The sequence below is a fragment of the Aristaeella lactis genome, assembly GCF_018118585.1.
Taxonomy (GTDB): Bacteria; Bacillota; Clostridia; order Christensenellales; family Aristaeellaceae; genus Aristaeella; species Aristaeella lactis.
Genome location: NZ_CP069421.1, coordinates 975918 through 1001312, shown reverse-complemented (window position 1 = coordinate 1001312; position 25395 = coordinate 975918). Strand labels below are relative to the sequence as shown.

Sequence of the window (25395 nt, the reverse complement as noted above, 5' to 3'; positions counted from 1 at the left end):
TCTTTTTCGCATGTTTTACAAAATACAAAAGTAAAACAAAAGATGAAAAAAATGCCGGTACACTCTTTCCAAGTGTACCGGTTTTTGCTATAATTTGATAAACAAAAGGCCCAACAAGCCGACAATCAGAAAGGGGAAAACCATCTATGAAAAAGTTTTTTGCTCTGCTCCTGGCTGCTGTGATGATGCTGGGAATGGTATCCATCGCCTCTGCTGAGAGCAGCATGAGCGTCGCGATGATCACCGACTACGGTGACATCACCGACCAGTCCTTCAACCAGACCACCTACGAAGCCTGCAAGGCGTTCTGCGAAGCTGCCACCATCAACTTCCAGTACTACAAGCCCGCTTCCGACTCCGATGAAGACCGTATCTCCTCCATCGAGAAGGCCATTGATGACGGCTTCAACGTCATCGTGATGCCCGGCTACGCTTTCGGACCCGCGATCCAGAAGGTCGCTCCCGAATACGATGACATCACCTTCATCGCCCTGGACGTGAGCGAAGGCGACATCGGCGACCTGGCTGCCGCCGTTCCCGCCAACCTGTACTGCGCTGTGTATCAGGAAGAGCTGTGCGGCTACATGGCCGGCTACGCTGCTGTGAAGCTGGGCTATAAGAAGCTGGGCTTCCTGGGCGGCATGGCGGTTCCCGCCGTTGTCCGTTACGGCTACGGTTTTGTGCAGGGCGCTGACGCCGCTGCTGCCGAACTGGGCGCTGAAGACGTTGAAATCAAGTATGTATACGGCAACCAGTTCTACGGCGATGCTGACATCACCGCTTACATGGACACCTGGTACAGCAACGGCACCGAAATCGTGTTCGCCTGCGGCGGCGGTATCTTCACCTCTGCCGGTGAAGCGGCCCAGAAGGCCGGCGGCAAGGTCATCGGCGTTGACGTTGACCAGAAGGGCACCATCGACAGCATGTACGGTGAAGGCATCACCGTGACCTCCGCCATGAAGGGCCTGGCTGCCACGGTTAACACCGAGCTGGCTTCCATCCTGAACGGAGAATTTGCCGGCGGCAAGGTTGAGAACCTGGGCCTGGTTTCCGACAATCCCGAAGATAACTTCGTGCAGATCGCTCCTTCCACCCAGTTCGCTGACGGCTTCACCGCTGAAGATTACGCGGCCCTGGTCGTCAAGATGAACGCCGGTGAGATCAAAGTGTCCAACGCTATCGACGCTGAACCTGCCACGACTGCAGCGAAGGTTGAATACCTGGGCAACATCAAGTAATCATCACCCGATCGCCGGGGATGCACAGCATCCCCGGTTTTTGAAAAAAACCCCTGTTTTCCTGGCGGTAAACGGGGGTTTCTTTCAGAAAACGAAGGATCATCTTCGTCTTCGGGAACTATCACGGAAAGCAGGTGCTGCAAATTGGGCGAAAACCATAAGAGTGAATATGCCATTGAGATGCTGCATATCACGAAAAGATTCCCCGGGATCATCGCGAACGATGATATTACCCTGCAGCTCAGGCACGGTGAGATTCATGCGCTGCTCGGTGAAAACGGCGCCGGAAAATCCACCCTGATGAGCGTGCTGTTCGGCCTGTACCAGGCGGAAGAGGGAACCATCAAAAAGGACGGTGTTGAGGTTAAGATCAACGACCCGAATGACGCGAACGACCTGGGAATCGGCATGGTTCACCAGCATTTTAAGCTGGTGGAATGCTTCACCGTGCTTGACAATATCATCCTCGGCGATGAACCCACCGGGGCCTGCGGAATCCTGAAAAAGGCAGAGGCCCGTAAAAAGATCATTGCGCTTTCCGAAAAATACGGACTGCAGGTTGATCCGGACGCCCTGGTACAGGATATCACCGTTGGCATGCAGCAGCGGACGGAAATTCTGAAGATGCTGTACCGGGACAACGAGATCCTGATCTTTGACGAACCGACCGCCGTGCTGACACCCCAGGAAATTGAGGAACTGATGCAGATCATGCGGAACCTGGCGGCGGAAGGAAAGTCCATCCTGTTCATCAGCCACAAGCTGGCGGAGATCATGGCGGTGGCTGACCGGTGCACGGTGCTCCGCAAGGGCAAATACATCGGAACGGTGGAAACGAAGAACACCACCATGGAAGAACTTTCCGCGATGATGGTGGGCCGGAACGTCAATTTCCATGTGGACAAGCAGCCTGCCCATCCCGGTGAGGTTGTGCTGGATATCCAGCATATGACCGTTGCCTCCAAAGCCCACAACAACAACGCCGTGAAGGACGTTTCCTTCCAGGTGCGGCGCGGAGAGATCGTCTGCATCGCCGGAATCGACGGCAACGGACAGACAGAACTGGTATACGGCCTGACCGGCCTGGAACCCCTGGTGAACGGCAAGATCCTGATGGACGGAAAGGATATCACCAAAGCTTCCATCCGGAAACGCTCCATGAACGGTATGAGCCATATTCCGGAAGACCGGCATAAATACGGCCTGGTACTGGATTACTCCCTGGAATACAACATGATCCTGCAGACCTATTTTGAATCCAGGTTCACGGACAGGATCGGATTCCTGAGAAGGAAGAACATCCGGAAGTATTCCGACAAGCTGATCGAGGAATATGACGTCCGTTCCGGACAGGGATCCATTACCCCGGCACGGGCTATGTCCGGCGGAAACCAGCAGAAGGCGATCATCGCCCGGGAAATCGACAAACAGCCCGAGGTCCTCGTGGCGGTGCAGCCGACCCGCGGCCTGGACGTGGGTGCCATCGAGTTCATCCATAAGCAGCTGGTGGCCCAGCGGGATGCCGGAAAGGCTGTACTGCTGATCTCCCTGGAGCTGGATGAGGTGATGGACGTTCCGGACCGGATCCTGGTGATGTATGAAGGCGAGATCGTGGGCGAACTGGATCCGAAAAAGACCACGCAGGAGGAGCTGGGCCTGTACATGGCCGGCGCGAAGAGGGATGAGGTGAAGAAGGCATGAGAAAGATCCTGAAAAACGAAGCCGTGCAGGCTTTCCTCGCTTCGATCCTGTGTATCCTGGCCGGAATCCTGATCGGATATATTGTGCTGCTGATCATCAATCCCGCAGGTGCAGGGGAATCCATCCTGAACATCATCAAAAACTTCTTTACCTGGAAACGGCCGCAGCAGCAGATCAAGCAGCTGGGCAACACCCTGGCCAAGACCATGCCGCTGATCATGTGCTCCCTGAGCATCCTGTTTTCCTATAAGGTGGGCCTGTTCAACATCGGCACGGCCGGACAGTATGTGGCGGGTGCCTGCGCCAGCCTGTACGCCGCGCTGGCATGGAACTGGGGATGGCTCCCGTGCATGATCTTCGCGATGGTCTGCGGCTCCCTGCTCGGCGCCGTGACAGGCCTGCTGAAAGCCTACTGCAATGTGAATGAGGTCATTTCCGGTATCATGCTGAACTGGATCTCACTCTATACCGCAAATACGTTATTAACCCAGGTGAAGGAAACAGCCAGTCCGTACACCCTTTACCTGAACAAGGAGAATCCCGGTTCCCTGCTTCCGACACTGGGGCTGAACAAACTGTTCAACAACAATGAGTATGTCACACTGGCTGTCCCGCTCGCCATTATCGCCGCCATCGCGGTCTGGATCATCCTGAGCAAGACCCGGTTCGGCTATGAGCTGAAAGCCACAGGCAACAACAAGAATGCCGCCAGATACGCCGGCATGGCCCAGAACCGGAACATCATCCTGACACTGATGATCTCCGGCGCACTGGCAGGCCTGGGAGCCTCCCTGCTGTACCAGACCGGATACATGAGATGGGAATGCACCCAGTCCTCCGTTCCGGCCATGGGATTCAACGGAATCGCCGCCGCCTTCCTGGGCGGACTGCACCCGCTGGGCGCCCTGTTCTCCTCCTTCTTTATCCAGCACATCACCGACGGCGGACAGTATGTGAACACGAATTTCTATTCCTCACAGATTTCCGACGTGATCTCTTCCGTGATCATTTACCTGTGCGGTTTCGTACTGTTCATCAAACTGATCATCAGACGCTCCCTGAAACGGCATGATGAAAAGAAGGAGGCTAAACAATAATGCTGCTTCTGATCCAATACACGCTGATCTTCGCCTCCGTACTGATGCTGGTGGCCCTGGGAGGATGTATCTCAGAGCATTCAGGCGTTATCAACCTGGGCCTGGAAGGAATTATGGTCATCGGCGCGCTGGGCGGTGCACTGGTGATGAGTTCTGCCGGGATCACATCTCCGGCACTGATGGTGATCCTCGCCATGCTGGCGGCAGCCCTGGCCGGTATGCTGTACTCGTGCCTGCTGGGTGTGGCGGCGATCCATTTCAAAGCGGACCAGACGCTGGTTGGTACGGCCATGAACCTGCTGGCCACCGCCGGCGCTACCGTGCTGGTGAAGGCCATGAACACGGCCGCGAACCCGGACAACCATTCTTCGGAAATTGAGTACATCGGCGCCCGGAAGATGTTCATCGTGAATATCAACGGGTTCGAGTTCAACTGGTTCATGCTGGTGGCCGTTATCGCGGTGCTGCTGGTATACTTCCTGCTTTACAAGAACCGGTTCGGCCTTCGCCTGATGGCTTGCGGCGAGCATCCCCAGGCGGCAGGCTCTGTAGGTATCAACGTATACAAGATGCGCTGGGCCGGCGTCCTGATCTCCGGACTGCTGGGCGGACTGGGCGGACTGTGCTACATCCTGGCCGGCGTATCCCTCTGGAAATTCGAGAACGGCGTGGCCGGCTTCGGTTTCCTGGCCCTGGCCGTTATGATCTTCGGCCAGTGGAAACCCACAAGGATCGCCCTGGCGGCGCTGCTGTTCGGCCTGTTCAGGGCGCTGAGCAACACCTACGCCGGATTCCCGTTCCTGGTTTCGCTGAACCTGCCCGGCAATGTGTACAACATGATGCCCTACATCGTCTGCCTGATCGTGCTTGCCTTTACATCCAAGGCGTCCCACGCGCCGAAGGCGGAAGGTATTCCATACGACAAGGGATCCAGATAAAGGAAAAACAACATCGGGAGCTGCCCGCTCGGGCAGCTCCCTTGTTTGTGAATTGTTCGTGAATCCTGGGCCGTTTGACTTTTCAACAGGGTCAAAATCGTGTATAATAAATGTTTGAATGGAGGTGATTCTATGAACGATATCTGGTCAACGATCCGCGGCATGGCCTGGAGCCTGACCCATCGTCTTGGAATCATCGACGTGATCGACATCCTGATCGTGGCAGTGATCATTTATGAGCTGCTGCTGCTGACCAGGCATACACGGGGAAGCGCCCTGCTGAAAGGCCTTTTCCTGCTGTTCCTGATCGTACTGCTGAGCAATATCCTCGGACTGACAAGCCTGAACTGGCTGCTGCTGGCTGTGCTGCAGAACGGTGCCATCGTACTGGTTGTCCTGTTCCAGCCTGAACTGCGCAAAGCGCTGGAGCGCATGGGACGCAGCAGGCTGATCACCAAGGGATCCCACCGGAATGCCGATGAAGACACCGAAGTGATCATTGAGGAAATCGTACAGACCGTAGTGGACCTGAGCCGGAGACGGGTTGGTGCCCTGCTTGTGTTTGAACGGAAAACCGGCCTTCAGGACGTGGTGGAGACGGGAACTATGCTGAACTCCGAAATCTCCGCCCCGCTGCTGGAGAATATTTTTGAACCGAATACCCCCCTGCATGACGGCGCTGTAGTCATCCGGGATGACCGGGTGATGGCGGCGGCCTGCATCCTGCCCCTTGCTGAAGCCAGCGGCGTGATCCGCGGACTAGGAACACGCCACCGGGCTGCTGTCGGCATTACCGAAAACACAGACGCTGCGGTGATCGTTGTTTCCGAGCAGACCGGTATTGTCAGTTTCGCGGCGGACGGCATGCTGAAACGGCCGTTTACCGTTGAGGATATCAAAGCATTCCTGCATGAGTTCTATACTTCCCGTGCATCGGGGATCGGTTCCATCCTCCGCAGGCTTAAGAAGAGATTTACGGAGGAAAAAACGGCATGAGCGAGCAGAAAAACAAAAGGGATTTCCGCAATACCCTCATTATGCTGCGGGACGCGCTGAAGCACCTGCTGCTGCATAACGGATGGCTGAAGCTGATCGCCATCGTTATTTCCATATGCCTCTGGGCCGGACTGATCTCCCAGGACGAAAGCATTACCCGGGACAAAACATTCCAGGACGTCAGGGTTACCGTACAGGGAACAGAGATCATGAAAAATAACGGCTATATCGTTGTGTCGGACCTGGAAGGCCTGACAGCCGATTTCACTGCCGCTGTACCGCAGAAACAATATGAAGCAGCCGATCCTTCTTATTACAATATCAGACTTGACCTGAGCCGGATCAACCAGACCGGTACACAGGAAATCAACATAGACAAATCCTATTCAAAACAATACGGTAAAGTGACTTCCATCACACCTTCTTCAGTGACAGTTGAGGTTGAAAACTATAAACTGAAGAAGATAGGTGTTCGCGCCTCCTGCCCCAAGCCGGATGGTGTCTGGTATGATCTCACCTGTGATCCTACAACATTTGTGATTTATGGACCGCAATCGATTGTTGATGAAGTGTTTTTCGCCAGAGTTGATATAGACCCTGAAGATATCGACTGGACGGAAGGTCAGTATTCCGGCGCTTTCCAGTTTAAACTGTACAACAGGGCAGGACAGGAAGTCGATGCTTCCAAGATAACTGTTACAAGCGCCAACATTGAAACAAACAGCGTTATCGTAACCTTTACGATCCTGCCAGAAAAGGCATTCCATGCCAGTGACCTGATCAATATAACGGGTACACCGGCCAAGGGATACAAGGTAAATAACGTCCGGTTTTCTCCAGAAACGATCAAGGTAGCGGACAGTTCAGACATCCTGGACGAGATGGAAACACTGTACCTTGACAGTGACACTGTCAATATAGACCGGGCGAAGGAAGACGTTACAACCCAGATCCAGGTGTATAAACCTACAGACAACTCTCAGATGGTGAATGGTACCACCATTACGGTCACTGTCGATATCGAACCGACAGAAGAAGAGCCGTAAGGAGAAGCTTATGGGCAGTTTGGCTAATTCCATATTCCGGCTGATGCTTGGCTGGATCCAGGGGATCGCAGCCGCATTATGGTCGGCTTTTACAAGTGAAAAAGGCGGATCTGTTTTCGCGTGGTTCGGCAAGCACTGGATTCCGATCGCGATCGTTCTTTGCGTGATCGGACTCGTGTCTGATCTGTGCGTTTATCTGGTTCGATGGAAACCGTTCCGGAGATGGTTCGGTTTTCTCCGGCACGAAAAAGTGGAAGAAAAGGAAGTCCGCATCCGGCCCGTCACAAGGAAGGAAACAGAGACTGTTCCCGTGCGGGAGGAAGAAGCGGAACAGCCTGCTCAGCCGCGGCGCAGAAGGCGTACGGCAGAATACGCTGAGAGCACAGAAAACGGACATGCCTATATTCCCAGCGAACATGCTTCCATGCCTGAAACGGTGAACGAAAGGGGATATGAACCGCCTGTTCAGCCCCGGAACAACAGGCAGCCGGAATATGCCGCGGAGAGGAACCCTGAAAGGCCCGGACGGGCTGAATCCTATTCGGCAGATGAGCCGGACTTCTCCAAATGGCAGGTTAAACCCGCAGCAGCGGAACAAAAGGTAAATGAAGAACTGCCGACTCCGGCAACTGTGACCAAGGCGGGATACCATGTGCCGGCGGACAGCCCCTACCGCAGGCCCGAACCGAAAACGGAAAAAGAGCCTATTGTAAGACAGCCGGAGATCAGGGAAGATACGGAACGGCAGAATCCTGTGACCGTTGGCAGGCGCCGGCGGCTCCGGATCACTGACCTGTTTACGGATCCTGAAGAAGAACTGAGACAACTGGAAGCTCCCCAGAATGTGATTGACAGCAGCAAGGCTTACCGGGAACCTGTTTATCCCAGAGGATGGAAGAAAAGCGAGAGTGACGGACAATGAACCAGCTGACAGGCGATAAACGGTATCTCGTGCTGACCGGTAACTACGGAAGCGGCAAGACAGAACTCTCGCTGAACCTGGCACTGTCGTTCGCAAAACAGTATAAGACCACGCTGGTTGACCTTGATATTGTGAATCCCTATTTTCGGAGCGGCGAAAAGGCTGAGGAAATGCGCGCGGCGGGGATCCGGATGCTGATGCCCACTTACGCCATGACGACTGTTGATATCCCAGCACTGCCCGCGGAAATCCAGAGCGTATTTGAAGTACCATCAGACCGGGTTGTGTTTGACGTGGGCGGCGATGATACAGGCGCGGCTGCCCTTGGCCGGTATTATCCCTCCTTTATGGCCCGCAGGGATGACACGCTTGTGATGTTTGTGGTCAACTGCATGCGGCCGCTGACAAGGGAAACAGACGAGATCATCGACCTGGCACAACGGATCCAGAACCGGGGAAGACTGAAGATCGATGTGCTGATCAACAACACCAACCTGGCAGACCAGACAGAACCGGGCATGGTGGAAGCCGGAGAAAAGACGGTTCTTTCCTGCGCGGAAAAGCTGGGAATCAGCAGGGTTTTCACCACCGGGAAAAAGGACGTGCTGGAACAGTGCCGCCTGGAAACACCGACAATGATCATGAAACGGTATATGGCACCGGAATGGATGGAAGACTTATGAAAACAGAGTTACCGGAAGCGTTTGTCCGGAGAATGCGGGAACAGCTCGACGATGAGCTGTCCGCTTTTTTGCATGCGCTGGATGAGGATCCGGTAAGGGGAATCCGTTTCAATCCGCGGAAAGAGACGGAAGCAGCTGATCCGCTGAGAACCGGGGAACGTGTTCCCTGGGAAGAAAACGGATATTACCTGGAAGCTGATTCCAACGCCGGATCCATGATCCTGCATGAGGTCGGCGCGTTTTATATCCAGGAGCCCGGTGCCATGATGCCGGCGGCGGTGCTGGCCGCGAAGCCGGGGGAAAAAGTATTGGATCTTTGTGCCGCCCCGGGCGGGAAATCCACCCAGATCGGCTGTGCCATGCAAGGGGAGGGGCTCCTGGTCTGCAATGAACCGGTCCCGAAGCGTGCGGCCATCCTGAGCCGGAATGTGGAACGCATGGGACTGCCCAACGCGCTTGTGACCTGCGCAAAGCCCGAACAGCTGGCAGAAAAATGGGAAGAAGGGTTTGACGCGGTCCTGGTGGACGCCCCCTGTTCCGGCGAAGGCATGTTCCGGCGGGATCCTGAAACGAGGAATGAATGGACAGCGGAAAAAGCGGAAGGCTGCGCGGAAAGGCAGCGAGAAATCCTGAAAGAAGCCGCCAGACTGGTCAGGCCGGGCGGCAGGCTTGTGTATTCCACCTGCACCTATAATCCACAGGAAAATGAAGACAATGCTGCCTGGTTTGCGAGGGAGTTTCCGGAATTCCATCCGGAAGGATTCTCCCTGCCGGGAATTGACGCTCCGGACGGAATCTATACCTGTTATCCGCACCGGATAAAAGGAGAAGGGCAGTTTGCCGCCCTGTTCCGGAAAAACGGAAATGAAGAACCAGATATAAGGGAAGACCAATCGCTTCCTGTGCCCTCAAAAAATGACAAAGCCCTTTTCAGACAGCTTTTTCCCGAACTGCCTGAACCGAACCGTATTCTTGGAAGCACCTTCATTTCCATGCCGGAACTCCCGGACGTGAAGGGGATCCGCATTCTTCGGGCCGGTCTTCACCTGGGAGAAGTGAAGGGAAAAGTCGCCGTACCGGATCACGCGGCGGCGGTCTGTTTCAACAGGCCTGATATGCCTGTAAAAGAATTGAACGCTGATGAAGCCGCACGGTATATGAACGGGGAAACCATATCTTCAGAAGAGAACGGCTGGATCCTGATGTCCTACCGGGGACTTGTGCTCGGATGGGGAAAGGGAAGCGGCGGCATCATCAAAAACCATTATCCCAAAGGACTCCGGGGGCCGTACTACATACCGTAAAAAAACAGAAAAACATTTTTTGAACAAATGGATTGAAAACGATACCGATGTGTAGTATACTTTCCTTAAGCAAAAAATGATGCAACAAGCATCAAAAACAACAAGGAGGCGCTCCCATGAAAAAGTTTATTTCACTATTTTTGGCTGTTCTGATGGTATTCGGCCTTTTTACTGCTGTACACGCAGAAAAAGCTCCTGAAGAATATGCCGGTACACTGACCATTTATTCCCCCCATGATGCTGATCCCCTCAACGCCGGTGTTGCCGGTTTTGAAGCCAAGTATCCGAACGTCAAGGTTGAGATCGTTGCCGACGGTACCGGCAACCTGCTGAACAGAATCAAGGCCGAGGCGGCCGCGCCGGAAGCTGACATCCTGTGGGGCGGCGGAGCTGACTCCCTGGCAGCCTACAAGGAATATTTCCAGAGCTACAAGCCTTCCTGCATCGACCTGATCGATCCCAGCCTGTATGATCCGGAATGCCTGTGGATCGGTGAATCCCCCCTGCCCATGGTCTTCCTCGTGAATACCGACCTGGTGGCCGAGGCTGATATTCCCCAGAGCTGGAAGGATCTTGCGGATCCCAAGTGGGAAAAGAAGATCGCCATGGCTGATCCCGCTTCCTCCGGTTCCGCTTACACCCAGCTGAACACCATGCTGATGATCTACGGCCAGGTTGAAGATGACTACGCTGCCGGCTGGGAATTTGTCAAGGGCCTGATGAACAACCTGGTGATCCAGTCCGGTTCTTCCGGCGCCCACAAGAACGTGGACTCCGGCGAATATCCGATCGGTATCACCCTTGAAAAGGCTGCCGTCCAGTACGACCTGGAGAACGGCCACCTGAAGATGATCTATCCCACCGATGGTACCTCCGCTGTTCCGGACGGTATCGCCATCGTGAAGGACTGCAAGAACCTGGAACTGGCTCAGCTGTTTGTTGAATACGCCCTGAGCGCTGAATGCCAGGAAGCCCAGAACAAGGACTACGGACGCCGCCCGATCCGCAGCGACGTCACGCCTGTGGGTCTTGAACCCCTGAGCAGCATCACCCTGATGAACTACAACTTCGACTATGCCGGCGCCAATAAGGCCGACATCGTTGAAAAGTGGCAGGATGCTGTTGTAGGTGACTAATACGAATTTGATAATATTATGAAATGAGGAGAAGGAGTGCTCCGGTTTCATGGCCGGAGCACCCTTTTCCACATTCATACGGGAGGATTATTTCATGAGCCATGCCGTTATTGTTGACCATGCTGTAAAAACATATGGAGATTTTACCGCCGTAAACGGAATCAGCCTTACAATTAACCCCGGCGAGTTTTTTACCCTGCTGGGCCCTTCCGGATGCGGAAAAACCACACTGCTGAGGATGATCGCCGGTTTCAACACGGTGGACGGCGGTGAGATCCGCTTTGATGACAAAGTGATCAATAATGTACCCGCACATAAGCGGGATATAGGTATGGTATTCCAGAACTATGCCATTTTCCCGCATCTGAACGTGGCTGACAACGTCGCGTACGGCCTGAAGGCCCGGCATGTGCCCAAGGCGGAAATCGGGCCCAGGGTAGAGGAAGCGCTGAAAATGGTCCAGATCGACCAGCTGAGCACCCGGAAACCCAACGAGCTTTCCGGCGGACAACAGCAGCGGGTCGCACTGGCACGCGCATTTGTTATTGAACCCAGCGTTCTGCTGATGGATGAACCCCTGTCCAACCTGGACGCCAAACTGAGGGTCCAGATGAGGACAACGATCAAAAAGCTGCAGAGAAGGCTTGGTATCACAACGGTTTATGTGACGCATGACCAGGAGGAGGCCCTGGCCATCTCCGACCGGATCGCCGTCATGAACCAGGGAAATATCATGCAGATCGGTACGCCGGAAGAGATTTACCGGAAGCCGGCCAATCCCTTTGTGGCAAACTTCATCGGTGTCAGCAATTTCATTGACTGCAATGTAAAAACAAGCCAGGGAAGCGCAGAGGTCAACCTGCCGGGTAATTATTCCATTTCCATCCCGGTTTCCAGGGAATACAGCGGGGAAGCGATCCTTTCCGCCCGTCCGGAACAGCTGTTCTTTGACGAAAAGGGTATCCCCGGCAAAATCAACATGTCCATTTTCCTGGGTGACTTTATCCAGTATGAAGTTGAACTGACGACAGGCCAGGTTATCGAACTGAATGAATATACCAAGGACGTCAGTGAAATACGGCATGACGGGGAAGAAGTCCATATCAGCATGAATCCTGCACAGGTGAGCCTTTATGAGAAGGAATCCAAGGAGGTGCTCTCATGCTGAGAAGCAAAAAGGGCCAGCCTTTCTATAAGGATTTCTGGTTCTGGGTCAAGATCCTGATCTTTGTCGTGTTCCTGCTGTTCCTGGTTTATCCCTTTTATACGCTGGTGGTTAACAGTTTCTTCTCCTCCAAGGCAGATGGAGTGACATTGTACAATTTCCAGCGGTTCTTCCAGAAGAAATACTATTACCAGGCACTGGGAAACAGCCTGAAGATCAGCCTGATCCCCACACTGATCTCCGTACTGATCGGCGTTCCGATGGCCTATCTCCAGACGAGATACAACATCGCGGGAAAGACTTTCTGGCATGTGCTGATCATCCTGAGCCTGATGTGTCCGCCTTTCCTTGGCGCGTACAGCTGGATCATCCTTTTCGGCAATGCCGGTATTGTAACACAGTTCATGAGCAACCTGTTCGGATTCCAGATGCCCACCATATACGGGCAGGGTGGTATCTGCGCTGTATTCACGCTCAAGCTTTTCCCGTATGTTTACCTGTATGTATCCGGCGCTATGGGTTCCATTGACCGCAGTGTGGAAGAATGCGCGGAGAACCTGGGATCCGGCAAGCTGCGCAGACTGCTGACGGTGACGGTACCGGTGGTTCTGCCTTCCATTGCCGCAGGCGCACTGATGGTATTCATGACCGCCCTGGCGGACTATGGTACACCCGGTATCCTTGCGGGCGGAGATTTCCGTACATTGCCGACGCTGATCTATAACGAATACCTGTCCGAGACCGGCGGAAACGCCAACCTGGCCAGCGCGATCTCCATGATCATCGTGATCATTTCGCTGCTGATCCTCTTTATCCAGAAAGCATGGGTTGCCAAGCGGAACTATACCATGTCAGCGCTTCGGCCGCCGCAGATCATAGAATACAAGGGATACAAACGCTTCCTGGTTACCCTGCCGGTTGCGATCGTAAGCCTGATCGCGTTCATCCCGCAGATGGTGGTTGTACTGTGCTCCTTTGTGAAGACCAACTATTCCAACTTCGTCTTTGAGGAAGGTTTCACGCTTGAGCATTATGCTGAACTGAGCCGGAGCCTGACATCCCAGATCAAAAACACATTCGTATTCTCCACTGTCGCCATTGTGATCATCCTGATCCTTGGTATCCTGATGAGCTATGTGATCGTCAGGAGAAGAGGGAAGACCGGCGGTGCCCTGGATATGCTGATGATGGCTCCGTACGTTATTCCCGGTTCCGTGCTCGGCCTCTGCTATATCGTCGCGTTCAATAATCTGGGAAGAACGCCTGAGGGAACGGTGATCAAACTGACCGGTACGGCGGCGATCATCATCATTTCCATGATCATCCGCAAGATGCCGTATACAGTACGATCGGGCAGCGCGTACCTGATGCAGATGGATCCAAGTGTTGAGGAAGCATCCATCAACCTGGGCGTCTCCCCGATGAAAACCTTCATCCGGGTTACTGCCCGCCTGATGCTGCCCGGAGTCCTTTCCGGCGCGATCATCAGCTGGGTTACCTGCATCAACGAACTATCGACTTCCATTATGTTGTATACGGGCAAGACAATGACCATCACCATTGCCGCCTATACCAATATCGTCCGGAATTCCGTAGGCACAGGCGCCGCCCTTGCCTCCATCCTGACGCTGACAAGCGGTGTGCTGCTGATCATTGTGTTCAGGGCCAGCAAGGGCAAGGTCAGCTTCGTATAAATCCGGGATGACCGAACAACGTGTGGCAGGACCACCGGAAAGAAAAGGAAAAGAGCATGATCCGGAACATTGTATTTGATATGGGACAGGTTATCCTGACATTTGATCCGAAACATTTTATGGACCGGGAACAGATCAATGATCCGGAAGACAGGAAACTGATCCTGAACGAGCTGTTTCTTTCAGTTGAGTGGGCACAGATGGACGCCGGTACCCTGACAGAGGAAACCGCTGAACCGCTTATCCTGAAACGCTTTCCGGAAAGGCTGAAGGAAACGGTGCGGAATCTGCTGTATAACTGGGCATATCCCCGCGAAACGATCCCGGGAATGGAAGACATCGTCAAGGGCCTGAAGGATGCCGGTTACAGCATCTACCTGCTCAGCAACGCCAGCAAGGCACAGCATCAGTACTGGCCCCTGGTTCCGGTGAGCGAATACTTTGACGGGAAACTGATCTCATGCGATGTGAAGGTGGTCAAGCCCTGCCACAGAATCTATGAACTGTTTACAGAAAAGTTTGACCTGAATCCGGAAGAATGCATCTTCATTGATGACGCCACCGCCAATGTCGCGGCTGCCATTGCCTGCGGCTGGCAGGGAATCGTATTTCACGGAGACGCTGCAGAACTGAAGCAAAAACTCAGGAAAGCCGGAGTCAGGATCTGAAAAGACAAAAAACCTGTAAAATCAATGAAGTCAGGCAAGAAAATGCTTGACTTCATTTGCTGTTTGACGTAAAATAGCGGTTGGCAATCAATAGCTCCGCTAGCCCCGGTAGCCATTGACTCATTCCGAACATGCGACCATCATGGGAGGAAACACTTCAACCATCAACCCAAGGAGGAAGTACTTTGAAGACATTTATTCCTAAGGCTGCTGACATCGACCGCAAGTGGTACGTTGTCGACGCGGACGGGATGGTTCTGGGCCGGCTGGCCAGCCAGGTTGCCAACATCCTTCGCGGCAAGAACAAGCCGATTTATACCCCCAACATGGATACCGGTGACTATGTGATCATCATCAACGCTTCCAAGGCTGTCCTGACCGGCAAGAAGCTGGATCAGAAAGTCTACTATCATCACAGCGGATATGCCGGCGGCCTCAAAGAGACCAAGTACCGCAAGCTGATGGCTGAAAAGCCCGAGTTTGCTGTCCGCCGCGCTGTGGTTGGCATGCTGCCCAAGGGACCCCTGGGACGGCAGATGGCCAAGAAGCTTAAGGTTTATGCCGGAGCCGAGCATGATCAGGCCGCTCAGAAGCCTGAAGTGCTGGATCTGAAGTGACGCGGAAAGGAGAATACAGAGAATGGCTAAGGTAGAATACAGTGCGGTTGGTCGCCGTAAGAAAGCCGTTGCCCGCGTCCGTCTGGTTGCCGGCGATGGCAAAGTCACGATCAACAAGCGTGATATCGATACTTATTTCGGTCTGGAGACCCTGAAGATGACCGTTCGTCAGCCCCTGACCCTGACCAACACCGGCAGCTTTGATGTTGTGGTGAACGTCAACGGCGGCGGACTGACCGGACAGGCCGGCGCAATCCGTCACGGCATCAGCCGTGCGCTGTGCAAGGCTGATCCGGAACTGCGCGGCACCCTGAAGAAGGCCGGCCTGCTGACCCGCGATCCTCGTATGAAGGAGCGCAAGAAGTACGGTCTGAAAGCAGCCCGTCGTGCTCCCCAGTTCAGCAAGCGCTGATTTATCCAAATGGTTTTACAATCCCTGTACCAATGGGTACGGGGATTTTTTCATGAGAAGCGCTTGAAAGCGGATGCGCTGAAAGTTATAATATGCATGCAATACAAATTGTTTACGGAGGATCCGGAAATGAATGAATGGAATAACCTGGACAAGCTTTCATCCTATCAGGACCTGCAGAAGGCGGGACGTGTTGACCTGACGAAAGTCATGGCAGGACAGGAAGGAAGCGACAGAGTCGGAAAGTACCAGGCCCCGATGGCCGCAGGCCTGCGTTTCAACTATGCCGCGAAACAGGTGGATGACGATATCCTCAAAGGCCTGTGCAAACTGGCTGAGGAAGCGCAGCTGGCTTCCAAGTTTGAGGAACTGTACAACGGCGCTGTGATCAACACCGGAGAGAAGCGGCTGGTGCTGCATCACCTGACCCGCGGACAGCTGGGCGGCACCGTCAACGCAGACGGCAAAGACAAGCGCGCGTTCTACACCGAACAGCAGGAGAAGATTGCCGCCTTCGCAAAGAAGGTTCATAACGGCGAGATCCTGAACGAAAAAGGCGAGAAGTTCACCACAGTCGTGCAGATCGGTATCGGCGGAAGCGACCTGGGTCCCCGGGCCATGTACCTGGCACTGGAAAACTGGGCGAGGAAGAACAACACCTGTCTGATGGAAGCAAAATTCATCAGCAATGTGGACCCTGATGACGCTGCCAATGTGCTGGCGGGAATCGATCCTTCCCGCACGATCTTTATCCTGGTCTCCAAATCCGGTACCACACTGGAAACCCTGACCAATGAATCCTTTGTGAAGGACGCGCTGAAAAACGCGGGCCTTGACGCTTCAAAGCACATGATTGCCGTGACCAGCGAAACCTCTCCGCTGGCAGGCAACAGCGATTACCTGGCCGCTTTCTTCATGGATGACTATATCGGCGGACGGTATTCCTCCACCTCTTCTGTGGGCGGCGCGGTGCTTTCCCTGGCATTCGGACCTGAAGTATTTGCCCGTTTCCTGAAAGGAGCAGCTGAAGCGGATAAGCTTTCCGCCGGAACCGATCCCATGCAGAACGCTGCTATGCTGGATGCCCTGATCGGCGTGTATGAGCGGAATGTGCTTGGCTATCCGGCCACCGCCGTACTGCCTTACTCCCAAGCCCTGAGCCGGTTCCCTGCGCACCTGCAGCAGCTGGATATGGAATCCAACGGCAAGAGCGTAAACAGAAGGGGAGAACCCGTGGATTATCCCACCGGACCCATCATCTTCGGTGAACCCGGTACCAACGGCCAGCATTCCTTCTATCAGCTCCTGCACCAGGGAACCGATATCATTCCGCTGCAGTTCATTGGATTTGTAAACAGCCAGGCTGAAACGGACGTAACAATCCAGGGCAGCACAAGCCAGCAGAAGCTGTGCGCCAACGTGGCCGCCCAGATCATGGCTTTTGCCTGCGGCAAGCAGGATGAGAACCGGAACAAGAACTTTGCCGGCAACCGGCCCAGCAGTATCATCATCGGTGACAAGCTGACGCCTGAAGCACTTGGCGCCCTGCTGTCCCACTATGAAAACAAGGTCATGTTCCAGGGCTTCCTGTGGAACCTGAACAGCTTTGACCAGGAAGGCGTACAGCTGGGCAAAGTGCTCGCGAAACGCGTACTCGCCCATGAAACAGACGGCGCGCTGAAGGCGTTCAGCGACCTGCTGAAAATCTGACAAAGACACAAAAATCCGGTCCCTTTTCGGGACCGGATTTTTTATGCCTGAAGAGTACGGAAGGCGGCCGCGCGGCCGAGCCGGTTCATGACGGCCAGGCCAACGCCTTCAGGAGGGATCACCTCACTGAAGACGGCTTCCATACCTTCCTCATCCAGTTTACGAAGAATATCGAAGAGCCTGTGTGCAATCTCGGATGGATCAGCCGAGGATCCGATATCATGGGGATGACATTCCGCAAGTTCACTGACATGCTCTGTAAAGCACAGCACACAGGATTTTACGCCCTCGGCTTCCTGCTGACTGTACAGTTTCCGGAGCAGGGGAACCACCCTGGATTCAGGTCCTTCCACCAGGGTTACAACCGCATGGGGAGCATAGTGCTTATAGCGCATGCCCGGAGAAAGGGCAGTCTCGTTCTCCCGAAGAGGCCGGAGCACGCTGCCGGCGACCTTTACTTCACATCCCAGGACGTGGGAGATCATGCCGGGAGTGATGCCGCCGGGACGAAGGACCACCGGTTCTCCGTGACAGAGATCCAGCACGGTGGATTCCACACCGACGTCACACATACCGCCGTCAATGATCAGCGGGATCTTTGTATTCATATCCTCCAGCACGTGGGCAGCTGTGGTGGGACTGGGACGCCCTGAACTGTTGGCCGAAGGGGCGGCAATGGGCAGGCCGCAGGCTATGAGAAGATCGCGGGCAACAGGATGGGAGGGCATGCGGACAGCGACCGTCGGCAGGCCGGCGGTAACCACATCCGGTACAGCCGGTTTCTTTTCACAGAGAATGGTAAGGGGACCGGGCCAGAAGGCATCCATCAGCGCCTGCGCGCCTTCAGGAAGGACACAGAGGGGCTCCAGCTGCGACTGGTCATGAATATGCACGATCAGGGGATTGTCAGCTGGCCGGCCTTTTGCCGCAAAAACAGAGAGCACAGCATCGCTGTCCAGCGCGTTGGCACCGAGACCGTAAACCGTTTCCGTGGGAAAAGCTACCAGCCCGCCACCGCGCAGGATATCAGACGCGAGGGAATAGGTTTCGGGAGACGGTTTCAGTAGAGCAGTTTCCAAAATTGATCACTTCCGGTTCAGGAGATTCATTTTCTCCGTTTTTTCCGCCAGGCGGAGCCCGTCTGTAAACGGAGCAAGATCACCGTTCATCACGTTGGCTGTACGGTTCACAGTCAGGCCGAGACGATGATCGACGACATAGTCATGGTTGAAATAGTAGGTGCGGATCCGGTCGCTGCGTTCACCCCAGCCGATCTGACTTTTCCGGTCTTCCGCATGGGCCGCTTCCTGCTGTTCCCTGAGGCGGTCCAGGAGCCTGGAACGAAGCACCCGCAAAGCCTTTGCCTTGTTTTCCAGCTGGCTGCGCTCATCCTGGCAGGTGACAACCAGACCGGAAGGCAGGTGGGTGACGCGGACAGCACTGTCTGTTGTATTCACGCCCTGGCCGCCGTGGCCGGAAGCATGGAAAACATCGATACGAAGGTCTGAGGGATCAATAGTCATCTCAATCTCCTCCGCTTCGGGAAAGACCGCAACAGTGACGGTGGACGTATGGATACGGCCGCTGCTTTCCGTGACAGGAACACGTTTGACGCAGTGCACGCCGCTCTCAAATTTCAGCCGTCCAAAGGCTTCCGGACCGGAGAATTCAAGCAGCGCCTCGTTGACACCGCCCAGGTCTGTATCACTGAGGGAGAGGATGGAGGACTGGAGGCGAACCCGGTCAGCATACTTAAGGTACATACGCATCAGATCACCGGCAAAGAGGGCGGCCTCGTCACCGCCGACACCCGCACGGATCTCCATAACCACATTCCGGTCATCCAGCGGATCCGGCGGTACGAGCAGCAGCCTGAGCTCATCCAGGAGGTTTTCCCGTTCCGTGTCCAGCGAAGACAGCTCCGCATTGGCCTCGGAAGCCATCTGGGGATCGGAGAGCAGCTCGCGTGCATCGGCAATCTGCTGTTCAACACGGTGGAACTGCTGATATTTCAGGATCACAGGTTCCAGGCCGGAACGTTCCTTCAGGCAGGCCTGATAACGCGGAAAATCACGGATCACCTCCGGCTGGGCAATCGCCTCAGACAGTTCCGCGTAACGGTCGGCAAGGGCATCCAGCTTATCAAACATAGAACCTCCATCAGGGATGGGTTGAAAGTATCATTCTCCGGATCCCGGAAAGATCTTCCCGGATCTGAATCGATTCATATCCGTAATCGGAAAGGAGCGCGGAAACCGCTTCATCCTCGCTGATGCCGAGTTCCATCAGCAGGAATCCGCCGGGTGAAAGGCGGGGAAAAGCTTCACGCACAATCCGGCGGTAAACGGAAAGACCGTCATTCCCGCCGTCCAGCGCAAGGCGCGGCTCCCGCAGGACTTCCTCCTGGAGAGTGTCACAGTCAGCGGAAGGGATATAAGGCGGGTTGCTGATAATCAGGTCAAAGCTTGTTCCGCTGAACGCTTCCAGCAGGTCACTTCGGCACAGAGCCACATCCGCGCCGAGCAGGGACGCGTTTTCAGCCGCAAGGTCGAGCGCGTCAGGGGATATATCTGAAAGGGTTACGGAAGCAGAAGGCAATTCCGCTTTCAGGCTGATGCCGATACAGCCGCTGCCGCAGCAAAGATCCAGGATACGGGGTGAAGAGCGATCCTTCAGGAGCTCAAGGGCCCATTCACAAAGCAGCTCTGTTTCAGGCCGCGGGATCAGAACCCGGGAATCCACCCGGAACATCCGGCCGTAAAACGGAGCCTCTCCAAGCAGATACTGCAGAGGGATCCGTGAGAGCCTTTTCTCCGCAAGGGACTTAAAGGAATCAATCACAGAAGGATCCAGAACCGTTTCCTCATCCAGGCGAAGAGCCAGGGGAGGACGGCCGGTCAGATGGGACAGCAGGAGAGCGGCGTCATTGACCGGATCCGGAATACCGGCCGCGCAGAAGCTTTCAGAAGCGCGGCGGATCAGTTCACGGCAGGTCATGCTTCCGGAGCCGGATCAGCATCCGCGTTATCAGCATCGGTCTCTTCTTCAGCCGCTTCCTCTACGGGAGGAATATAACCGGGTTCAGACTGGCGGTAATCCGTAAAGACGGCCCAGCCTTCGGGCGTGCGCTTCGCGTGATCCGGAATGCCGTTGAGAACCACATTCACAGAAACGATCGCGCATTCCAGCATGGATTCGTCCGGTTCCCGGGTGGTAAGACGCTGCATCTGCAGCCCGGGCCAGCGCAGGATACGGGCAATTTTGCTGTTGGAGTGGGCCAGTCCCATCAGGACTTCATAACTGACACCGGCCACAATAGGCAGCATGGCCAGATGGAAAAGGAAGCGGACGAAGAAATTGCTGATAGGTACCAGCACGTTCAGCACAAGGAACAGCAGGATGCTGATGGCAAAGACGATCAGCAGGAAAGCTGTTCCGCAGCGCGGATGCAGGCGGGAGAAGGTCTGCGCGTTTCCGGGCGTGAGCGAAAGGCTGGATTCATGGCAGTGCACGGATTTGTGTTCAGCACCATGGTACTGGAAGGTACGGCGGACTTCCGGCACGCAGGCACAGAAGATCATGTACCCGACGAGAATCATAATCTTCACCAGGCCGCCGATGAGGGTATAGCCGATGGTGGACATACCGGCACCCCGGAGCAAACTTTCCACCCCGGCAGGAATCGCAATGAAAAGGACTACGGACAGGATGACGGCCAGGATGATCGCAAAGGCCATCACGATCTTGTCTATGCCTTTACCGAGCTTCCGGGCAAGCCATTTTTCGAACTTTGTAGGCTCTTCATCCAGCATTCCCAGCATTTTGGTGGAATCCTCCAGGGTGTTCATGCCGTAATAAAGCATGGTACCCATGTTGATAATACCCCGGATAAAGGGCTTTCCCATCCAGGGATGTTTTTCCTTGAGCGGAACAAAAGGCGTCAGCTTGGTGACCATGGTGCCGTCGGGACGACGGACAGTGACGGCGGTGGCGTTTGGAGAGCGCATCATGACGCCTTCCATGACGGCCTGGCCGCCAACATCGAATTTCTTTTCCTGCTGTGTATTCATAGGAGGATCAGTGTCCTTTCGTAAAAATCAATGTAGTAGGTTTTCGACACAAAGCGTTGTATTCCCTTTGCTTCACGCAATTTTCACATCGGTGCCACAGGAACGTCATCCAAGGAAACCAAGGTATTCATTGAAGACGTTAAAAAGCATGTCTCCGGACGCTGCCGGAAGGACCATATCTGTCCTGCCGATGGGCACAAAGTCAAAATAATCGGAAGCCGCGGTGAGCACGAGGGCGGGAATGATCTCAAAGGAGGGACCGAAGATCAGTTCCAGGAAAGGACAGTACTTGGCGGACTGCAGGACTTCATCCGGATCCACTTTATCCTTCATTTTGAATTCCAGACTGAATACATGCCCGGGGGCAATCACCAGCACGTCCGCATAGATCCGGATCATCCGGGAGCGGTTAAGGCGGAGCTCAAAAGCGATTTCCCAGTCCAGGAAGGACGAATCCGTCATGGAGGAAAGGTCCCGGAAAAGGGAACGCATGACTTCACGGCAGTCCAGGAACGAATGGATCAGCCCACGCTGATCATTCAGGTTCCGGCCGATCCTGCGGCAGCCATCCTGCAAAGAGCATAACCATTCTTCCTCATCGGTGTCCACGAACTCCCGTACGATTCCGTACCAGCCGGAGACTTCGTACAGACCTTCATGTACCGGACCCTGGCGGATGAGCGCATGCCACCGGAAGGCATCATCCTCATAGCATAGTTCCCGCATGAGCGGGGATGAAAAAAGGAGATGATTCACTTCCTTACGGGAAAGCGACAGCCTGGAAGCGATCTCTTTGGCCATGAGGCCGTCACTGACAGAGATGAGGGAATAGACAGCGCGTTCCTCCGCGGAAAAGGAAAGGAGCCTGACAGACATTCCCGGATCACCTCCTGTAAAGACAGATGAATTATAGCATATTCTTGCAAAAAATGCTTGCAATGGAGACCTGAATATGTTAATATACTTTTTGCGGTTTAACCGCCATTGCATACGCGAAAGAGGTGAAACAGCAATGAAGGAAAATATTCATCCCCAGTATGGTAAGTGCGTGGTTCGCTGCGTATGCGGTGAAACTTTTGAAACCGGATCTACCAAGAAAGAGATGAAGGTGGATATTTGTTCCAAGTGCCATCCTTTCTACACCGGCAAGCAGAAGCTGGTAGACACGGGCGGACGTGTTGACCGCTTCAAGAAGCGCTTCAATATTGAATGAGTTTCCTATGGACGTGCTGATATACAGCACGTCCTTTTCTTTTGCTTTTCATGAACAGAAAACCGGTCCGGCAGAAGTACCGGACCGGTGATGTTTTCAGGGAAATGATCAGTCAATCTGGTCGGAGACTGCGAGATCGAACAGGTCTTCGACTTCCTTCTTCGGAGCCTTGTCGATCAGGGAAACGACGATGGCAAAGAGGAGACCGACAACGAAGCCGGGGATAATCTCATAGAGACCGAAGATGCTGCCCGGATTCTGCTGACCCAGGATCAGCCAGGCAATATCAACAGCCGCACCGGAAGCGATACCGGCCACGGCGCCCCAGAAGGTGAAACGCTTCCAGAAGAGGCTCAGCAGGATAGCCGGACCAAAGGCGGCGCCGAAGATGCCCCAGGCATTGGAAACAAGGTCCATAATGCTCTGGCTGTTGGGATTGGAAGCAATCAGCACGGCGATAACGGCGATGATCAACACAACATAACGGCCGACCCAGAACATTTCCTTATCTGTTGACTTGTTTTTCCGGATCACGGGCTTGTATACGTCAGACGCAAAGGCGGAAGACGCACAGAGCAGCTGGGAATCCGCGGTGGACATGGCGGCTGCCAGGATGGCGGAAAGCAGAATACCGGAAATGACAGCGGGGAAGATGGTCCGGACCATCTGGATGAAAACGGTGGAGGAATCGGTAACTTCTCCCAGGAAAAGATGACCGATGCATCCGGCGGCCACAGAGAAGATGATGATCAGCACGTTCCAGGAGATACCGATCTTCGCGCTCTTGCGAAGGTCCTTATCACTGCGGACGGACATGAAGCGGATGATGATATGGGGCATGCCGAAATAACCAAGACCCCAGCCAAGGCCGGAAGCCACGGTTTTCCAGTCCGGGAAAAGATTCCAGTAATCAGGATTGGCCTGGCTCAGGGCTTCAACGGTCATCTGTCCCTGTCCGCCGCTGATGAGGCCCAGGGCGAAGATGGGAGCGATGAGGAGGGCGCCGAGCATCAGCAGGCCCTGGAAGAAGTCTGTCCAGCAGACGGCGCTGAAGCCGCCCATGAATGTGTAGCCGATAATAATGGCAGCAGCAATATACATAAAGATCTGCTGATTCAGCAGGTCATTGCCCGCAATAAAGATATTGCCGCAGACAGTCTGGAAAAGCGTACCGCAGGCTTTGACGCTGGAAGCGGCATAGATGGTGTAGGCGATCAGGAAGATAATGGCACAGAGGATCTGAAGAGCCTTGCTGGAGGATTTGAACCGGTTTGTCAGGTACTGCGGAAGGGTAATGGAGTCGTCCGCAGCGATGGAGAAACGGCGCAGGCGGGGCGCTTCGAAAATCCAGCTGAGGGCATATCCGACAGCCAGACCGATGGCGATACAGGCCTGACCGATACCGGCCGCGTAGATGGAAGCGGGGAGACCCATCAGAACCCAGGCACTCATATCGGAAGCGCCGGCGGAAAGAGCGGATACCCAGGGACCCATCTTACGGCCGCCGAGGAAGTATTCCTTTTCACCGCTTCCACGGCCTTTGACGAAGAAATAGACACCGATACCGATCATGAAACACAGGTAGACAATGAAGACAACCAGTTCCGTATTCATAAAAACACCACTTTCCGCAGCCGGAAGCCGCATACTGTATACATACAAATTATATCGGTAAACCAATACAGGGCAAGGGCTTTACCGTTTTTTTGATGTTCTTACTTGTGGATTGGAAAGATTTGGAGTAAAATATTCATAAATTCGTAATAACGGAAGGGGAGAATCGATGAAAAAGCTGATCAGTATCCTGCTCATCCTGATTCTCTGCCTGTCCTGGTCCGTATCAACCGCGGAAAGAAAAACCGTTGAAAAGGATCAGTTTTACCTGGGAGCAATGCGCGTGATCCGCTGCAAGGACTATGTTTCCCTGCGGGAGACACCTGATAAAACCGGCAAGGTGCTGGCGAAGGTGCCGCTCAACGCAATCGTGCTGTACTGCTCCAACAATATCAGCAAGTATACAGGCGGAAAATACAAAAAGCAGAAAGAACTTTATATCAAGTGTGAATATGACGGGCAGGAAGGTTATATCCTGAAGAAATACCTGGAACCTGCTCCCGATTTCGAACCGGCGGAAAGCAAAGCTGACAGCAACATCATGACCCGGGATGAGATCATTGGCGGCGGGGATATTGTGCTGGACTGGCATGAGTTCAACGTATCCGTGCTCGCTGCCTACCAGGTGAGCGTTGATAACGGCGAAAACTGGGAGCACCTGAGGGTTGGCTGCTTTATCGATGATGAACCGATCTGGGGCTATACCGAATCCGTGAAACAGGCCGGCGAAAACAGCAGCCTTAAAGCATTTATGGGCGGTACGGAAGACGAACCGCAGGTTTATGTATATGACAGCCAGTACGGCCTGATGATGCTCGACCTGATGGACGGAACGGAAGTCTGGAATATTCCGAAGACAACCTGCCCGCTTGGAGACGCGGCGGTTTATACCGTTGGACCGGACACAGGAATCCTGTATATCACCGGTACGGAAGGACCCGATCCGGTGGCCATTTCCACAGAGGGCAACATTCTCTGGCGTTCCGAGATCAACGATCCGGATGTATACGGTCCCATGTGGATCACGCTGAATCCGGAGGATATCGAAATCATCTATGAGAGCGGATACCGGGTCCGGCTCGCTTACAACGGTGAACGGCTCAGCGTCAGCGGAATCATGGAATAAGACACAAAAAAAGAAAGCATGAAGCGAAAACGCTTCATGCTT

General features: G+C 54.3%; 24 protein-coding genes. 18 read left to right on the top strand and 6 right to left on the bottom strand.

The window, feature by feature from the left end; genetic code table 11:
* The first annotated feature begins 146 nt into the window (after positions 1-146).
* The 16 genes from JYE50_RS04810 (at position 147) to JYE50_RS04735 (ending at position 17330) form a co-directional block, all read left to right on the top strand.
* Complete coding sequence (locus tag JYE50_RS04810; protein ID WP_084094738.1) at positions 147-1241, top strand: BMP family lipoprotein; 1095 nt, start codon at positions 147-149, stop codon at positions 1239-1241.
* A gap of 180 nt (positions 1242-1421) precedes the next feature.
* Positions 1422-2942 (top strand): ABC transporter ATP-binding protein, encoded by a 1521-nt coding sequence (locus JYE50_RS04805; protein ID WP_084094964.1) that lies wholly within the window; start codon positions 1422-1424, stop codon positions 2940-2942.
* Complete coding sequence (locus tag JYE50_RS04800; protein ID WP_084094737.1) at positions 2939-4039, top strand: ABC transporter permease; 1101 nt, start codon at positions 2939-2941, stop codon at positions 4037-4039. The genes JYE50_RS04805 and JYE50_RS04800 overlap by 4 nt, the downstream gene beginning before the upstream one ends.
* Positions 4039-4977, top strand: coding sequence for an ABC transporter permease (locus JYE50_RS04795; RefSeq protein WP_084094736.1), 939 nt, complete (start codon positions 4039-4041; stop codon positions 4975-4977). Before JYE50_RS04800 ends, JYE50_RS04795 begins: the two co-directional genes overlap by 1 nt.
* A 132-nt stretch (positions 4978-5109) precedes the next feature.
* Complete coding sequence (cdaA, locus tag JYE50_RS04790) at positions 5110-5973, top strand: diadenylate cyclase CdaA (protein ID WP_084094735.1); 864 nt, start codon at positions 5110-5112, stop codon at positions 5971-5973.
* Positions 5970-7019 (top strand): CdaR family protein, encoded by a 1050-nt coding sequence (locus tag JYE50_RS04785; protein ID WP_084094734.1) that lies wholly within the window; start codon positions 5970-5972, stop codon positions 7017-7019. Before cdaA ends, JYE50_RS04785 begins: the two co-directional genes overlap by 4 nt.
* A gap of 10 nt (positions 7020-7029) precedes the next feature.
* The gene (locus tag JYE50_RS04780) at positions 7030-7941 is read left to right on the top strand and encodes a hypothetical protein (RefSeq protein ID WP_084094733.1); all 912 of its coding nucleotides are present in this window, start codon (positions 7030-7032) and stop codon (positions 7939-7941) included.
* Positions 7938-8624 (top strand): nucleotide-binding protein, encoded by a 687-nt coding sequence (locus JYE50_RS04775; RefSeq protein ID WP_084094732.1) that lies wholly within the window; start codon positions 7938-7940, stop codon positions 8622-8624. Before JYE50_RS04780 ends, JYE50_RS04775 begins: the two co-directional genes overlap by 4 nt.
* On the top strand, positions 8621-9928 hold the full coding sequence (locus tag JYE50_RS04770; protein WP_179138218.1) for an RsmB/NOP family class I SAM-dependent RNA methyltransferase: 1308 nt from the start codon (positions 8621-8623) through the stop codon (positions 9926-9928). The genes JYE50_RS04775 and JYE50_RS04770 overlap by 4 nt, the downstream gene beginning before the upstream one ends.
* Positions 9929-10044: 116 nt before the next feature.
* A complete protein-coding gene (locus JYE50_RS04765) occupies positions 10045-11064 on the top strand; it encodes an extracellular solute-binding protein (protein WP_084094730.1) in 1020 nt (339 codons plus the stop codon).
* 94 nt (positions 11065-11158) lie between these two features.
* Entirely contained in the window at positions 11159-12232 is a 1074-nt protein-coding gene (locus JYE50_RS04760; RefSeq protein WP_084094963.1) for an ABC transporter ATP-binding protein, read from the top strand.
* Positions 12226-13923 carry an ABC transporter permease gene (locus JYE50_RS04755; protein WP_084094729.1) on the top strand — a complete coding sequence of 566 codons (1698 nt, stop codon included), beginning with the start codon at positions 12226-12228 and terminating at the stop codon, positions 13921-13923. The genes JYE50_RS04760 and JYE50_RS04755 overlap by 7 nt, the downstream gene beginning before the upstream one ends.
* Before the next feature lie 20 nt (positions 13924-13943).
* Positions 13944-14591 (top strand): HAD family hydrolase, encoded by a 648-nt coding sequence (locus JYE50_RS04750; RefSeq protein WP_084094728.1) that lies wholly within the window; start codon positions 13944-13946, stop codon positions 14589-14591.
* A gap of 185 nt (positions 14592-14776) precedes the next feature.
* Positions 14777-15208 carry a 50S ribosomal protein L13 gene (rplM, locus tag JYE50_RS04745; protein ID WP_084094727.1) on the top strand — a complete coding sequence of 144 codons (432 nt, stop codon included), beginning with the start codon at positions 14777-14779 and terminating at the stop codon, positions 15206-15208.
* Between the two features lie 22 nt (positions 15209-15230).
* Positions 15231-15620 carry a 30S ribosomal protein S9 gene (gene rpsI / locus JYE50_RS04740; RefSeq protein WP_084094726.1) on the top strand — a complete coding sequence of 130 codons (390 nt, stop codon included), beginning with the start codon at positions 15231-15233 and terminating at the stop codon, positions 15618-15620.
* Positions 15621-15749: 129 nt separating this feature from the next.
* Entirely contained in the window at positions 15750-17330 is a 1581-nt protein-coding gene (locus tag JYE50_RS04735) for a glucose-6-phosphate isomerase (RefSeq protein WP_084094725.1), read from the top strand.
* Positions 17331-17371: 41 nt separating this feature from the next.
* Here the strand turns inward: JYE50_RS04735 and JYE50_RS04730 are convergent, their stop codons facing one another.
* From JYE50_RS04730 to JYE50_RS04710, 5 genes are all read right to left on the bottom strand, one after another.
* Entirely contained in the window at positions 17372-18409 is a 1038-nt protein-coding gene (locus JYE50_RS04730; protein WP_084094724.1) for an L-threonylcarbamoyladenylate synthase, read from the bottom strand.
* 6 nt (positions 18410-18415) lie between these two features.
* The gene (prfA, locus tag JYE50_RS04725; protein ID WP_084094723.1) at positions 18416-19480 is read right to left on the bottom strand and encodes a peptide chain release factor 1; all 1065 of its coding nucleotides are present in this window, start codon (positions 19478-19480) and stop codon (positions 18416-18418) included.
* A 10-nt stretch (positions 19481-19490) separates the two neighbouring features.
* Positions 19491-20327 carry a peptide chain release factor N(5)-glutamine methyltransferase gene (prmC, locus tag JYE50_RS04720; protein WP_084094722.1) on the bottom strand — a complete coding sequence of 279 codons (837 nt, stop codon included), beginning with the start codon at positions 20325-20327 and terminating at the stop codon, positions 19491-19493.
* Positions 20324-21400 (bottom strand): DUF1385 domain-containing protein, encoded by a 1077-nt coding sequence (locus tag JYE50_RS04715; RefSeq protein WP_084094721.1) that lies wholly within the window; start codon positions 21398-21400, stop codon positions 20324-20326. Before JYE50_RS04715 ends, prmC begins: the two co-directional genes overlap by 4 nt.
* 105 nt (positions 21401-21505) lie before the next feature.
* Complete coding sequence (locus tag JYE50_RS04710; protein ID WP_084094720.1) at positions 21506-22276, bottom strand: helix-turn-helix domain containing protein; 771 nt, start codon at positions 22274-22276, stop codon at positions 21506-21508.
* Between the two features lie 136 nt (positions 22277-22412).
* On the opposite strand from JYE50_RS04710, the gene rpmE reads away from it, so the two are divergent.
* Entirely contained in the window at positions 22413-22613 is a 201-nt protein-coding gene (rpmE, locus tag JYE50_RS04705; RefSeq protein ID WP_084094719.1) for a 50S ribosomal protein L31, read from the top strand.
* Between the two features lie 108 nt (positions 22614-22721).
* Here the strand turns inward: rpmE and JYE50_RS04700 are convergent, their stop codons facing one another.
* Positions 22722-24227, bottom strand: a complete 1506-nt coding sequence (locus tag JYE50_RS04700; RefSeq protein ID WP_084094718.1) for a sodium/proline symporter — start codon at positions 24225-24227, stop codon at positions 22722-22724.
* 169 nt (positions 24228-24396) lie between these two features.
* Here JYE50_RS04700 and JYE50_RS04695 point away from each other — a divergent pair, with 169 nt between their 5' ends.
* Complete coding sequence (locus JYE50_RS04695) at positions 24397-25353, top strand: SH3 domain-containing protein (protein WP_084094717.1); 957 nt, start codon at positions 24397-24399, stop codon at positions 25351-25353.
* Positions 25354-25395 lie beyond the last annotated feature (42 nt).

What these genes read in the sequence shown, in the direction of transcription:
- JYE50_RS04810 (WP_084094738.1), top strand. Translation starts at nt 147, where the DNA reads ATGAAAAAGTTTTTTGCTCTGCTCCTGGCTGCTGTGATGATGCTGGGA.
- JYE50_RS04805 (WP_084094964.1), top strand. Translation starts at nt 1,422, where the DNA reads ATGCTGCATATCACGAAAAGATTCCCCGGGATCATCGCGAACGATGAT.
- JYE50_RS04800 (WP_084094737.1), top strand. Translation starts at nt 2,939, where the DNA reads ATGAGAAAGATCCTGAAAAACGAAGCCGTGCAGGCTTTCCTCGCTTCG.
- JYE50_RS04795 (WP_084094736.1), top strand. Translation starts at nt 4,039, where the DNA reads ATGCTGCTTCTGATCCAATACACGCTGATCTTCGCCTCCGTACTGATG.
- cdaA (WP_084094735.1), top strand. Translation starts at nt 5,110, where the DNA reads ATGAACGATATCTGGTCAACGATCCGCGGCATGGCCTGGAGCCTGACC.
- JYE50_RS04785 (WP_084094734.1), top strand. Translation starts at nt 5,970, where the DNA reads ATGAGCGAGCAGAAAAACAAAAGGGATTTCCGCAATACCCTCATTATG.
- JYE50_RS04780 (WP_084094733.1), top strand. Translation starts at nt 7,030, where the DNA reads ATGGGCAGTTTGGCTAATTCCATATTCCGGCTGATGCTTGGCTGGATC.
- JYE50_RS04775 (WP_084094732.1), top strand. Translation starts at nt 7,938, where the DNA reads ATGAACCAGCTGACAGGCGATAAACGGTATCTCGTGCTGACCGGTAAC.
- JYE50_RS04770 (WP_179138218.1), top strand. Translation starts at nt 8,621, where the DNA reads ATGAAAACAGAGTTACCGGAAGCGTTTGTCCGGAGAATGCGGGAACAG.
- JYE50_RS04765 (WP_084094730.1), top strand. Translation starts at nt 10,045, where the DNA reads ATGAAAAAGTTTATTTCACTATTTTTGGCTGTTCTGATGGTATTCGGC.
- JYE50_RS04760 (WP_084094963.1), top strand. Translation starts at nt 11,159, where the DNA reads ATGAGCCATGCCGTTATTGTTGACCATGCTGTAAAAACATATGGAGAT.
- JYE50_RS04755 (WP_084094729.1), top strand. Translation starts at nt 12,226, where the DNA reads ATGCTGAGAAGCAAAAAGGGCCAGCCTTTCTATAAGGATTTCTGGTTC.
- rpsI (WP_084094726.1), top strand. Translation starts at nt 15,231, where the DNA reads ATGGCTAAGGTAGAATACAGTGCGGTTGGTCGCCGTAAGAAAGCCGTT.
- JYE50_RS04735 (WP_084094725.1), top strand. Translation starts at nt 15,750, where the DNA reads ATGAATGAATGGAATAACCTGGACAAGCTTTCATCCTATCAGGACCTG.
- prfA (WP_084094723.1), bottom strand. Translation starts at nt 19,480, where the DNA reads ATGTTTGATAAGCTGGATGCCCTTGCCGACCGTTACGCGGAACTGTCT.
- prmC (WP_084094722.1), bottom strand. Translation starts at nt 20,327, where the DNA reads ATGACCTGCCGTGAACTGATCCGCCGCGCTTCTGAAAGCTTCTGCGCG.
- JYE50_RS04715 (WP_084094721.1), bottom strand. Translation starts at nt 21,400, where the DNA reads ATGAATACACAGCAGGAAAAGAAATTCGATGTTGGCGGCCAGGCCGTC.
- JYE50_RS04710 (WP_084094720.1), bottom strand. Translation starts at nt 22,276, where the DNA reads ATGTCTGTCAGGCTCCTTTCCTTTTCCGCGGAGGAACGCGCTGTCTAT.
- rpmE (WP_084094719.1), top strand. Translation starts at nt 22,413, where the DNA reads ATGAAGGAAAATATTCATCCCCAGTATGGTAAGTGCGTGGTTCGCTGC.
- JYE50_RS04700 (WP_084094718.1), bottom strand. Translation starts at nt 24,227, where the DNA reads ATGAATACGGAACTGGTTGTCTTCATTGTCTACCTGTGTTTCATGATC.
- JYE50_RS04695 (WP_084094717.1), top strand. Translation starts at nt 24,397, where the DNA reads ATGAAAAAGCTGATCAGTATCCTGCTCATCCTGATTCTCTGCCTGTCC.